At 60.5% G+C, this 12,428-nt stretch carries 10 protein-coding genes and 2 pseudogenes; 8 read left to right on the top strand and 4 right to left on the bottom strand.

Annotation, left to right across the window (positions count from 1 at the left end; all coding sequences use genetic code 11):
- Positions 1-262: pseudogene (locus tag NKK47_RS33645) on the bottom strand (enolase C-terminal domain-like protein); the annotation flags it as partial.
- Positions 263-582: 320 nt separating this feature from the next.
- Between NKK47_RS33645 and NKK47_RS33650 the strand changes: the two are divergent.
- Entirely contained in the window at positions 583-816 is a 234-nt protein-coding gene (locus tag NKK47_RS33650; RefSeq protein WP_023679240.1) for a hypothetical protein, read from the top strand.
- Positions 817-1,047: 231 nt separating this feature from the next.
- On the opposite strand, the gene NKK47_RS33655 is transcribed toward NKK47_RS33650, so the two are convergent.
- Positions 1,048-2,115: an aminopeptidase gene (locus tag NKK47_RS33655; RefSeq protein ID WP_352579758.1), complete on the bottom strand. Its 1,068-nt coding sequence runs from the start codon at positions 2,113-2,115 to the stop codon at positions 1,048-1,050.
- A 261-nt stretch (positions 2,116-2,376) separates the two neighbouring features.
- Between NKK47_RS33655 and NKK47_RS33660 the strand changes: the two genes are divergently transcribed.
- Positions 2,377-3,036 (top strand): L,D-transpeptidase, encoded by a 660-nt coding sequence (locus tag NKK47_RS33660; protein ID WP_352569990.1) that lies wholly within the window; start codon positions 2,377-2,379, stop codon positions 3,034-3,036.
- Positions 3,037-3,046: 10 nt separating this feature from the next.
- A complete protein-coding gene (locus NKK47_RS33665) occupies positions 3,047-3,559 on the top strand; it encodes an OmpA family protein (protein ID WP_352579759.1) in 513 nt (170 codons plus the stop codon).
- A 505-nt stretch (positions 3,560-4,064) separates the two neighbouring features.
- Here NKK47_RS33665 and NKK47_RS33670 read toward each other — a convergent pair.
- On the bottom strand, positions 4,065-5,741 hold the full coding sequence (locus tag NKK47_RS33670; RefSeq protein ID WP_352579760.1) for a winged helix-turn-helix domain-containing tetratricopeptide repeat protein: 1,677 nt from the start codon (positions 5,739-5,741) through the stop codon (positions 4,065-4,067).
- An 87-nt stretch (positions 5,742-5,828) separates the two neighbouring features.
- Here NKK47_RS33670 and NKK47_RS33675 point away from each other — a divergent pair, with 87 nt between their 5' ends.
- A complete protein-coding gene (locus NKK47_RS33675; RefSeq protein ID WP_352579761.1) occupies positions 5,829-6,137 on the top strand; it encodes a hypothetical protein in 309 nt (102 codons plus the stop codon).
- A gap of 21 nt (positions 6,138-6,158) precedes the next feature.
- A pseudogene (locus NKK47_RS35290) lies at positions 6,159-6,320 on the top strand (IS91 family transposase); the annotation flags it as partial.
- Between the two features lie 294 nt (positions 6,321-6,614).
- Here the strand turns inward: NKK47_RS35290 and NKK47_RS33680 are convergent.
- Positions 6,615-6,842 (bottom strand): hypothetical protein, encoded by a 228-nt coding sequence (locus tag NKK47_RS33680; RefSeq protein WP_352458385.1) that lies wholly within the window; start codon positions 6,840-6,842, stop codon positions 6,615-6,617.
- 224 nt (positions 6,843-7,066) lie between these two features.
- Here NKK47_RS33680 and NKK47_RS33685 point away from each other — a divergent pair, with 224 nt between their 5' ends.
- From NKK47_RS33685 to NKK47_RS33695, 3 genes are all read left to right on the top strand, one after another.
- A complete protein-coding gene (locus tag NKK47_RS33685) occupies positions 7,067-8,653 on the top strand; it encodes a serine hydrolase (RefSeq protein ID WP_352579762.1) in 1,587 nt (528 codons plus the stop codon).
- Between the two features lie 476 nt (positions 8,654-9,129).
- Positions 9,130-9,408: a sulfocyanin-like copper-binding protein gene (locus NKK47_RS33690; protein ID WP_352569986.1), complete on the top strand. Its 279-nt coding sequence runs from the start codon at positions 9,130-9,132 to the stop codon at positions 9,406-9,408.
- 874 nt (positions 9,409-10,282) lie between these two features.
- A complete protein-coding gene (locus NKK47_RS33695; protein WP_352458388.1) occupies positions 10,283-12,136 on the top strand; it encodes an adenylate/guanylate cyclase domain-containing protein in 1,854 nt (617 codons plus the stop codon).
- The last annotated feature ends 292 nt before the right edge of the window (positions 12,137-12,428 follow it).

Here is a 12,428-nt window from a genome sequence, read left to right on the forward strand (position 1 = left end):
TGACGCGCACCGCCTGCGTTTCGATCAGCTCCTTGAAATTGTGCCGCAGGTATATCTGCTCGCCGGTATGAATTGGCGTCGAGGTGGCGGTGGTCAGTTCCCGATAGGCCTGCGGATTGACCCACGGCACATAGTCGCCGGTCAGCATGTCCTCGAGGCACATCAAATTGTACTTCTCGACCGCGCGAGCGAACTTGATCGCATCGGGCAGCATCCAGCCGGGGCCGCGGTCGAGCGCCAGGCCGACCCTGTCGCCCAGGAAATGCTGGCGCGAATGGATGCAAAACCCGATCGCGTGCTGTTTCCGAAGAGCAATTTGAGGTGAACTTCCTCAGGCCACGCCCGGGCGGAGCCATCGCCCGCCCGCGTCGCGGCAGGCAAGCCCGGATACTCTAACGTGTGCGTCCAATCCTCCTGACTCGTTCCTGTCGACATGGCTTGCGATCTCCGACTCAGGCGGAACCCATGATTCACAACCGACCCCAAGGAACACTGTTGCCGCCCATCTAGCCGTCTTATCGGTATCGGCGAAGCCGCTGATCTGTGCTAAGCCGCCGCCCGAATAGCCAAAGGAGTACACCCGTGAGCGAGCCGACCGTGGCCGAGGCGACCGACAGCATCTATGCATCGCTCCGGGTGAACAATGCCGACATCGACGCACATATCGCGGCGCTCAAAGCAGCGCTGGCGCGAGAGGGGATAGAACAAGCGGTGTTCGATCCGACCAGGCTGGCGCAGAACAACCGTTCGGGCCGCAAGCTAATGCAGGCTTATTTTCGGCAGCGCGGCGTGAGCGTGAGGTTTTCGGCCTCGTAGGGGCGCACGCTGAGGTGCCACGGCCCGCCGGCAATCATTGTGGTCCAAGATCCCGCGGGGAGTTCAGGCAAGTCCGCTTTTGGCTTCTGTAGGCCGGCATGCAGCTTCCGGCCCCGCCGACGTCAAAGCACCTAGGAAATCGGCCGACAAATGGTCAATTCAATCACCTGCTCCGGCTGCCGAGTACGTCAGCGACCGATTCGCCGCTTCTGGCTTGCGGATTTGACCGGCTCAATCGCATGAATCTGCCGCTTTGAGCGCTTCGGCGCGGTCAGATTTGTCTAACGCTCCTATCCATCGAACCGACGCGAAGAATCGTGGATAGTCGCCCGAACACAAATCGAACAAGCGGAGAAACGTCGCCACCCGATCGCCGTAGACGGAAGTCGCGGCGAGCTTCGCGTTGTTGATCGGAGAATCGAACCAGACATCGTATCTCCGGTATCCACGCCAGCGACTGTCGCGCATCTCTCGGTAGCGCATCCGCAGCCGTTCGATCGCGGCTATCTTTGCGGCCCGCTTTTGCTCAGAGGTAGCGCTGTCGTCATAGACGTGCCTTAGCTCGTCTCGGGTCTGCGACACCAGCGCAAGAAATTGAGCTCTGCGCCTCCGGTCGGCTTCGTAACGGCGCAAACCGGCAGTATCCCCATTCGCGCGCAGCCATTTTCTTACACCGGTTGTTTCGACAGCGGTAGCGAACGCTTCGTTGAACCCGGAATCGTCCTGTACGTAGACGCGCTGGTGGGCCAGCTCATGGAACACCAGCCCTGCAAGACCCGCTTCATCTTGGCTGAGCATGGTGCTTAGCAGCGGGTCACTTGACCAGCCGAGTGTGGAATATGCAGTGATGCCCGTCACATAGACGTCCAGGCCCTGTCTCTGAAGTTCGACAGCGGTTTCAATCGCAGACCTTTTGGAGAAGTATCCTCGGTACGGAACGCATCCGAACACTGGAAAGCACCATGTTCGTGGCGTCAGCGAGAATTCCGGCGCTGCGAAGATGGCCCATGTCACCGCGTCCCGACCAACGTCAACATAGCTGCGGTAGCTATTGTTGTCCGGCAGCGCTAGTTCATCTATCGCAAACTGTCGGATGGCGCTCGCCGATGCCATTCGAGCGCGCAATGTCCCAGGGGTCGAAGGATTGTCGATCAGCTCTCCTACATCCTGGCGCGCCGCCATGATCTCCACGTGACCCTTCAAGGATTGTGCGTAGTAGGAAATGCTGGTGCAACCTGCCACGCCGGACATCACGATCATCGCAGCAACCGAACGAAAAAAAGCATGCATCATGCCCATGGCATCGCTCACACGTCCGGATAGGGCAAATGTCGCAACTACGCCCGGTCCCAAACAGTCGCGCCAATTTCGTTAAGATCCTGGATGGGGTTTAGGTTAGACGTTCGTCCTCGGCAAGATTGCCACAATTCGGTCCCTCGCCGCCAAATTGCCGAATGTCCGGACACGGCGGACTGAAGCAACGCAGCGTTTTCCACTTTGAGGCGAAGTAATTCTCAACTATGGTCCGCCAGGCTTTTGGCATGGGGGGGAATATTGCCGATGGTTTTATCACGCAGGGATGTCGTGCTCGGCGGCCTGGCGCTGGTCGCGGTGGGTGCAACCAGCAATATTGTTCAAGCAGCGGCGGCAAAATCCTTTTTCGCCGGTACCGCCAGCGACAACAATTTTGTGTATCGCAAGACCAACTTCGCCAAGATCGACAAGAGATGGCATCGCCAGATCGTCAAGTATTTCAGCAGCGAGCCGGTCGGCACCGTCGTGGTCGATACCCGCCACCACTTCCTCTACGTCATCATGGAAAACAAGACCGCCATCCGCTACGGCGTCGGCGTCGGCAAGGACGGCTTCAAATGGTACGGCCGCGCGACGATCGACCGCCGCGCACTGTGGCCGCAATGGGTCCCGCCCCCCGAAATGCGTAAGCGCAAGCCGGACCTACCGCCCATGGTCGCAGGCGGCGCGTCCAACAATCCGCTCGGGCCGCGCGCGCTCTATCTGCACCGCAACGGCGCCGACACCGGCTACCGTCTGCATGGCACGCTGGAGCCGTGGAGCATCGGCACCGACGCTTCTAGCGGCTGCATCCGCATGTTCCCGGAAGACATCATCGACCTCTACCAGCGCTGCCCGATCGGCACCGCGGTGCAGGTCTTGCCGCACATCGCCGACCAGGCGCCCGCTTCCACCACTGTCGAATGATTGGCGCCTCATGAACCGCATGATTGAAAACACGCGCCGGCTGCTCGCCGCGGGCCTGCTGGTGCTGGCCGCATCCTGCTCGACCAGCAACACGCTGGCCCCTTCCACGCCCGACGTCACCAACACCGAGGTTGCCGGCTTCCAGAACGTGCAGCCGGGCAGCGAGGAGGATTTTATCCTCAATGTCGGCCGCCGCACCTATTTCACGCAAGGTTCGGCCGCGCTCGATTCTGTCGCCAAGGCCACCCTCGACACCCAGATCGCCTGGCTAGCAAAGCATCCGCGCTGGCTGCTCAAGCTGCAGGGTTTCGCCGACGATCCCGGCGCAAGTGAAATGGCGCTGTCGCAGCAGCGCGCCGATGCGGTGATGGACTACCTCGCCGCCGGCGGCATAGACCGCAACCGCATATGGGCCAAGGGCTACGGCAAGGACAGGCTCGTCCGCGAGTGCCCCGACACCGCCTGCAGGTCGCAGAACCGCCGCGTTGTGTCTAATTTGCGCGATGAGAGGGACGAGCCGTAGGGGACTGCTGTTCTGCTTGTGACCCGAAGCAGAGTCTCACAGGCGACGGCGGCATGGCTGCTTTGCGCCTATGTCGGTCATCTGGCTCGCGTTCTTTGATTCCCCGAAGCGGACGCAGCGGCATGCGTCGCCAGGATAGTAATTGCGGACGCAGCTGTCACTGGTTCAGGCAAGGCGGCAAGTAGACGACCAAGGTCAGTCCGGAATACCGGCACGGCGCAGGAGCGTGACAATCTAATCGAGTACCTCCGCCTCCCTGTAGGGCTCCTAGCGACGAAAGACTTTGAGTGTGAAGCGCGGATGGGCCTGGGGCATTACCGCGATCGTCTCCGCGGCCGCATCAGGCTGGCCATCGGCCAGCCTGGCAAGTCGCAACATAAAACTGAGGAAATGAAGGTGTTTGGTACGCATCGGCGCCCTGAGCGTGAGGGCCACCAGCGCTCGTGGCCCACTTCAAGGGTCGTTTGCAGCCCATGACTTCTGCTGGGCCGCATACGGTCGGCCGTCACTCCGGCAACCCCGCGAACCGCATCTGCTTGATCCAGCGGTCGAGGCTTCCGGGTGCGGTCCAAATCTTGTCCCACTCCCTGCGTTCTTTACTGATGGATTCACTGGGAGTGTTCTGGAGGAAAACCGCAAGCGCTTCCTTTGCCTCTCGCTTGTTTCCTAGACAAGCGTGGATCCCCGCAAGCATGCGCTGTGCGCCGCTCGGGATCCTGGACATTTTCCGCATCGCAGCCAGCGCCGCCCCACAATCATTCTTTTCCCAGAGCGCCCAGCCCATCTGCCAGTGGAACCAGTTAGGGTGGAAGGGATCGATGCCTTTGGCCTGCTCGATCCGATCGATCGCTTCGTCGGCGCGGCCAACATACAGCAGCACGTTCGTACTCATGACGAGGATATGCGAGTTGCTCGGGTTCAAGGCGATCGCCTGATCGTACTGGGCAAGGGCCTGCTCGACCTCTCCGGCTTCGGTGTGGATGCTGGCGCGGACCTCATGCGCTTCAGCGTCATCAGGAGCGAGCAGGATGGCGTTGTCGGCGTATTCGGCAGCGAGTTTCAACGCCTCGTTCCGGTTGTGTTCCTGCGCGTGCCACCCGAATACCGCGTCATTGCGATAGTACCAGGCCAGCCCGATATAGCCGAACTGGGAGTTCGGATCCTCTTCGATCGCCTTGAGGCTGAACTGCCTTAACAGCTCGTTCCCCTCGGCTGAGATATCCTCTCCGATCTTGGCCCTCCCCATCAGGTAATAGCGGAGCGCGCTGACCTGCGCGGCATCGCTCTGTGGCAACGGTCGCTCGATCCTTATTCCGACCCGATCCGCAAGCGTGCGGATGATTTCCTCCTGGACGACGAAAAGATCGCCAATCTCTCGGTTGTAGGAGTTGGCCCAGACATGTGATCCGTCATGCGCATTCAGCAACTGGGCGGACACTTTCAGCCGGTCTCCGATCTTCTGCTGGCTGCCTTCGAGCAGGTAGTCGACGCCGAGTTCATCTCCAATCTGTCTGGCGTCGATCGGCTTACCGCGGTACCTGAAGCTCGAGTTCCGGGCGATGACGGCATAAGTCTTGCTCCGCGCCAGCTCGGTGATGATCCCCTCGGCAACGGCATCGCTGAGATATCCCTTGTCCACACCGGCACTGAAGTCGTCGAAGGGAAGGATCCCAATCCTGGGCATGTCGCTCGAACGAACGGGAGCGGCTCGCCAGGCTTCCGCGCCGTAGTATGCGCCGATCGCTGCCACAAGGAGAGCGAGTGCAGCAAGAATGAAGCCGCGCTGCGAGAATCGTGTCCTGGCACGTTCCGTGCCGGCTGCGGCGTTTGGGTCCGCCGCGTCCGATAGATCGGCGTTCAGTCGGTAGCCTCTCTTTGGGACGGTTTCCACCATCACGTGCGCGTCGTCCCCCAACGCGCGGCGGATATCGGCAATGCATTGAGTGAGGCTGTCGTCGGTCACGAAGGTCTCGGGCCAAACCGCCTGCATCAGCGCATCCTTGGAGACGATTTCGCCCGGTCGCGCCGCGAGCACCGAGAGCACCTCGGCGGACTGGCTGCGAAGATTGACCGCTTTGCCTTCGACGGTTCGGAGTTCTTTGCTTTTGGTCAGGAAGACGAAACCGCGGAAGGTGATCGTTTCAGCAGATTTCAGGTCAATTTCAGGAGCCGTTCGGGACATTTCACCTTCCTGGCGCGCTTCCTAGTTTAGCCCATTCGGCCTTCGCCTCCAAGCGATCCCAGCAGCACCGGATGAACAGAGGACGGCATGAATCGCACCAAGCTCATCATCGCTCTGGCTCTTCTCTTGGCAGTGCCAACGGCTGCGAAAGCAGATCCTCAATCTCTAAATGCAACCGCGCATGTAATTTCTCTTGTATTTGTCGATGGCCGCATCGATGAACGCCGAGAACAAAAATCTTTCGACACGATCAAAACCTGCCTCGCATTGAAGCACCAGGGGGAATTTCTTCCGCCGCAACCGGGTTCTTTTGCTTCTTTCGCGTACTGTGAGCTGACTAACGTTGGTCCTACTCGGACGGCCAGTATCTTCCAACTTACCCAGGAGGGTCAGTGAGGGCGACCCTCGATCGCCCCTGCCGCGCCGCCCGACGACGGCGACCCCGACGAACCGGACGACTTCCGCCCGCCGTGCCCGTGCTGCGGCGGCCGCATCATCGTCATCGAGCTGTTTGAACGGTGGAGGCAACCGCGCGGACCACCACACGGCTCCCGGTCGACCGGGAGCAGCACGCCATGACCCGGCATGGAATGGTTCAGCCTTCAGCTGCAGGCACTCAGCCTCCGGCAACGGATCGACGCACGTCCATGATGATCCTCGATGCTGAAGAGGTCGCGTCCAGCTGCCGACCAAGCCGACAACACCGCGCGGGGGCGCAACGAAGCGGTCTGTCCGCATTCACCCCAGCGCTTCCCGACGGCGGTCGCGCCATCGCCGACATCTGCCGAAATCCGAAATCCCCATAGCCATCGTCTGCGGCCCGCGGGTTCCTTCCTCGGGGACTTTCGTACGCCTGCCGGCGCCCGATACTCTTCACGTGAGCCGAACGGCGGCTTTAACTGGTCCCGCCGCAATAACCGGACGGACAGCAAACGGCCCCGTGCCGCAGGCAAGATCGGCGAAGACGAAGCGTCCCGGCCCCTCGGCCCTCGGACTCCATGCAGCAGGCCATAGGGCCTCGCGATGGGCCATATAGTTGGCTTCGATGACTTTCTGGTTGGCCGCCAGCCCGTTGGCGAACAACTCGTGATCGGATGCCATTTGCCGCTCGGGCTTGGAAAGTTGACGTTCTCCCGCCCAATCCCATCCAATTGCCGGGCGCGTAGGTAACGCGGATACTTCACCACTCCGAAATCACATGACACGCAGCCGCCGTCTCTGTCTAATCTTTGAACTTAAACATTTCATTGGAAAATAGCCGCAACCATCTTTCATCTTGCCGCGTATGGTCCGATCATCTGCCGGTGCAAGTTTGAGGACATGGAATGAAGAAGGTCGCAGCTCTCCTGGTACTTTCCCTCGTTACCATGCTGCCCGCCGTGGCAGCCGCGCAGTCCTACGTGCCGGAGCTTGGGCCATCGCCGCCGCAGGATGCTATGCAGCTGTATCCCGGCGGTGTCGAGAAGGCGCTGGCCGCGCTGCCGGACATCGTCAAGAAAGTCAAGGAAGTATCCGACGTTCCCGGCTGCGCCGTGGCGGTGGTGCATGGCGGCAAAATGATCTTTGACGAGGGCTATGGCCTTCGTGACAACCGGGACGACACTTCTAAGGTCAGCAGCACCACCATTTTCCAGGTCGCCTCGGTGTCGAAGTCGATCTCGGCCACGGTGGCCGCGATCGCCATGACGAAGGACCACAGCTTCGACTGGGATACCCCGGTCGGCAAGGTCTGGGACGGCTTTCGCCTCAATCTCGACTATGTCTCGGGCAACGCCACCATCGGCGATTTCTTCGCCCATCGCTCGGGTCTGCCGATGGCGGCGGGCGACGAACTCGAGGATCTCGGCTTCCAGCGCAAGCAGATCGTCGGGAGCCTGTGGATGGTGCCGCTTGATCCCTTCCGCATCTCCTATCACTACGCCAATTTCGGCACGACGATCGGCGCCGAGGCAGTGGCCCACGCCGAGAAACAGCCTTGGGAGCCGCTGGCCAAGAGCCTGTTGTTCGATCCGCTCGGCATGCGCTCCAGCAGCTATCGGCACGAGGACTTCATTGCCGCCGGCAAGAACCGCGCCCTGCTGCATGCGCGCGTGGCGGAGAATGTGTTCGAGCCGCTCTATGACCGCGACCCCGACCAGCAGGCGCCGGCGGGCGGCGTCTCCTCCAGCGTCCAGGATCTTGCCAAGTGGATGATCCTGCTGCTTGGCGACGGCACCTATAACGGTCAGCCCATGATCGACCCGAAGATCCTGCAGCCCGCCCTCACACCGCAGAGCGTGACCTACCGCGGCGAGACGCCCGATACGCGGGCCAGCTCCTATGGCTATGGCTTCAATGTGGGGGTGAACGCCAATGGGCGCACCACCATGGGCCATTCCGGCGCTTTCCTGCTCGGCGCCGGCACCACCTTCCAGATCTTGCCCTCGGCCGATGTCGGCATCGTCGTGCTCACCAACGGCTCCCCCGTCGGCGCCGCCGAGGCGGTCGCCGCCAGCTTCATGGACATCGTGCAATATGGCCAGGTCACCCGCGACTGGTATCCCTACATCAAGCCGCGGTTCATGGCCTATTACAAGCCGGTGGGCGACCTCGCCGGCAAGGACAAGCCGACGAACCCCGCCAAGGCGCGCAGTCCATCCTTCTACGAGGGCCAATATACGAGCAACTATTTCGACACCGCCACCGTGCGGGCCGATGGCGACAAGCTGATGCTCGAACTCGGCCCCAAGCCCATGCAGTTCACGCTCGAACACTGGGACGGCGATACCTACGCCCTCACGCCCCGCGGAGAGAACGCGCCGACCGGCTCGCTGTCATCGGTGAAGTTCGTCGGTTCCCCCGGCGGCATTCGCGCGCGAGTGATGACGGTGGACTATCTCAATGAGAACGGGTTGGGGCATTTTCAGAGGTAGGGGTGGGGGCGTCGGGTGCTCCATACACCCTATGCCGTCGAAAAGGCGAACCGGCCGTCTGCAAGGTGATGCCTGAGATGGCGGATTTGTGACGGTTCGCTTCCGGGCGTGGAAATCAGGAAGCCGGCATTTGCTAGGGAGCTTCCGACAAGCTACGTCGGCTTTGGCCAGCCGCTGATCCGAAGCAGACCGACGGCTCGAGGCCCAGAAACAGACCTTTGCCGAGCGGCGATCAGCTTGGCGCGATAACCTTACCCCTCCTTCGCTTTTCGGCGGCAGACATCGGCCTGCGCGAGGTGGGGCGTTCACTTGGAGGCGACTCCGGCGACGGCGAGTTTTGTTCCGTTCCGCCAAAGGGGGTTTGCTGGTGTGGATCTTGTTTTGGGGTATTCTCTTCGTTGAAGGATGGGCCTAGTCGACTTCGATTGCGGTCGCTTTAGCTCGGCCGCTCCGCTCGGGAGGAGCCTCTGATTGCGATGGCGCGCTTTGCCCACCTTGCCCTTCTCGCCTTTGGATTGTTGCCTGGAATTGCGCTGGCTGGGAAGCTTTTCGTCCCGAGCTGGATCAAAAACGATCCGGCAGCGAAGACGGTGGCTATCGAGATTGTCGCCGATTGGAACCAAGTCGAGCGGTACCGCAGGGACAACATCCGGACCGACATTATCGACTTCAACGGCTACTGGGACGGCAATCTCACGATCATCGTGCCAGAAGAATGGTCGGTCCAGATCGAGTTCATCAATGGCACGGTCTGATGGTGACCAGGGTTTATGCTCGGTCAGAGATGCCAGTGAAGTTGGAGGCTGAGGATGCGATTTGGGGGGCGTACACCGCGCCGCTAGAGGGGATCAAAATTAATGAGAGGAGACAACTCAACTTTGTTGCCCAGCAGGCGGGGAACTATTTCCTCGCCTGTCCGAGACAAACGCACCTGATGGACGGACACTGGATCGGTTTCGAGGTGAGAGGCAATCTTGAGCGGGCCGTGGCAATCGTCCATGAAGACAAGTTTCCGCAGGAGCAGCCACCAGGACGCCCTTAGCGTTGCGCGAGCAACCAGCGCTATGGCTTCGTCGTGGAGATCATTGCAAATCCATGGCGGCTTACCTTGAAACTCGAAAGTCTGGCCGCGCCCGACCGGTTTAGAACTGCCCCCGGTTGCCAAGCCACCAGGTCCAAGCTGAAGCATCCAAACAAGCCTTTGGCGCAGCCGGAGCATCGGCGAGGGCTAATTTGGGCCTAGTGTCGAAGCTCGGTGGAGCCGCCTTCCAAGCTTGATCCACAAGTCGCCTGTTGGCGCAGATGAGCCTACTTGGGCCGCTCCCGTGTGCGACCACTTTCCGCCCGATCGAGACTTAGAGCGCTCCCACGCGGAATAGTCCGAGCCGATGCGCCCGCCGGCTCGGTCGTGCCATTTCAAGACCCCGCGGTGCTTTTCCAGAGCGACTTTCGCCTATCGGAAGGAGTCGGGCGGATTCTCCCATAGCCGACAGTCCGCGTCCGGCCCCAATCAAGTCGTTTCGTAACCGGCAGCCGCTTGCGGGTAAGGTCCTGATAGGCGAAACTGATTGGAACCGGGAGGGTTTGCCACCTCGCCTCCGAGGTTGGCCGCCGACAGAGTGCTCCGAAATGGACCGCAAGCTCGCCGCCATCCTTGCTGCTGACGTTGTCGGATACTCTGCCATGATGGAGCGCGACGAGGCGGGTACGCATGAACGGGTGCGCGCCGATCATAAGGAACTTTTCGAACCGACAGTAGCGCGTCATCATGGCACTATCTTCAAGCTGATGGGCGACGGCCTGCTGGCGGAGTTTTCTTCTGTCGTCGAGGCGATGGAATGCGCGGTTTGGCTGCAACGTGGGCTGGCCGAGCGAAACGCATCGTTGCCGAAAGACCAGCGCGTGGAAGTGCGCATCGGCGTCAATCTTGGCGAGGTGATTGTCGAGGGTGACGATCGGTTTGGCGAGGGCGTAAATATCGCGGCGCGACTAGAACAACTTGCCGAGCCTGGCGGCATCTGGGTGTCTGCAAAGGTCGCGCGCGAGGTTGAGAAGAAGCTGGCTTTCGGCTTTCAGTCGATGGGCCCGCAGAAGGTCAAGAATATCTCGGAGCCGGTGGAGGCCTATCGTGTCACGATCGGCGGCAAGGCTAGGCCCAGGCGCGCGAGCCGCAACCGCTCGCGGCTGCCAGCCGTGGCGAGCTTCCTGGTGCTGGTCTTAGCAGTCACAGCGGTCCTGGCGTGGTGGCAGTTCTATGGAACAAAGCGCGAGATAGACCAGGGTGGTATCCCGACCGTTGCGGTTCTGCCGTTCAAGAACATGAGCGGCGACCCGAAGCTGGAGTATTTCAGCGACGGCATGACAGACAATTTGATCTCGATGCTGGCAGGCGTCACCGAACTTAAGGTGCTCTCGCGTAGCTCTACCTTTGTCTACAAGGACAAGCCAACCGATGTCCGCCAGATCGGCCAACAGTTGAACGCGGCCTACGTGATCGAGGGCGGCATCTGGAAGGAGACGGAGCGGGTGCGGATCACCGCGCAGCTGATCGACGCGCGCACAGGCGAAAATCTCTGGGCGGAAAAGTTCGATCGCTCGGGAAGCGATCCGCTTATGATGCAGGACGAGGCGATCGAACGCATCATTGGCACGCTCGGAGGTCAGCGCGGAAAAATGTACGACAGCGAATACAAGAAGGTCTGGGAAAAGGACACGCCGGATCTCGAAGAGTACGACTTCTTCCTTCGCTCCAATTTCTTCTTCGGGCAGTTCACGCCCGAGAGCCTGGTGAAGGCGACGGACATAATTCTTGAGGGCCTGGCCAAATTTCCCGACTCGTCGCTGTTATCGTGCGGACTGGCTTGGGATCACGTCTTGGCGGCCAACCTCGGCTTTGACGAAAAGCCTGACGAACATTGGCGCATGGCGTCCGAACTGGAAGCAAAGGTTCTTCCGCGGGCCAACCTCGGACCCGACGCAAGAAAAAGCTGTTTGTGGTCAAACGTCTACGTCAGCGCTCATGAGGGCAACTTCGATCTGTCTCTGCGCAGGGCCGACGAGGTGATTGCGCTTTCGCCCGGAGACGCGTTTCTCATCGGCGACCTTTCATCAGCAGCCCGCTTCAGCGGCCTGACAGACAAGGCCATTGAGCGAGCAGAATACGGGCTCAGGAACGATCCAAACTTCGCCGATTACTATCTCGTGATGAAGGCAAATGCCCTAACGGATATCGAAAAGTACGCCGAATCTGCTGCACTGATCACGAAGGCGTCAGACTTCCTGATCACCGTTCCGCTGCTACGTGCCATCAACGATGTCCATCTTGGAAAAACTGACGATGCACGCAGTGAAGTCCTCAAGGCGCTTGCCATGCAGCCGTGGCTTAAGGCCACGCGGTGGCGCGATATGACGTTCCATATCAATTCTGCAGTGATTGATCGACAGGTAGCCGACCTCGTCGCTGCGGGACTGCCAACGAAGTAGTTTCGGTTGGAAGCCGGAGTACAGGCGTGCAGTATCCTTCCCCGCGTCGTTAGTTGCTTTCAGGATGCACCGATTTGAATGTCAGCTTTGGACCCTCCGCAGCTGAAAAGCTGCCAGTCCGCGTCCAGCCCCGAAACGGTCATTCCGGATGACAGGTTGCGTGAAGCGGTCCGCGTGGTGCTGGGTGGCGCAAGAAGGATGGTTCAGTCGAAGAAGCCTGCATCCTCTTCCCGGAGATACTTCCTGCCTGCTTCGGCGTCGATATCGAGGCCCAGCCCCGGCGCTTGCAGCA

The organism is Mesorhizobium sp. M0019, assembly GCF_040323975.1.
Classification (GTDB): Bacteria; Pseudomonadota; Alphaproteobacteria; order Rhizobiales; family Rhizobiaceae; genus Mesorhizobium.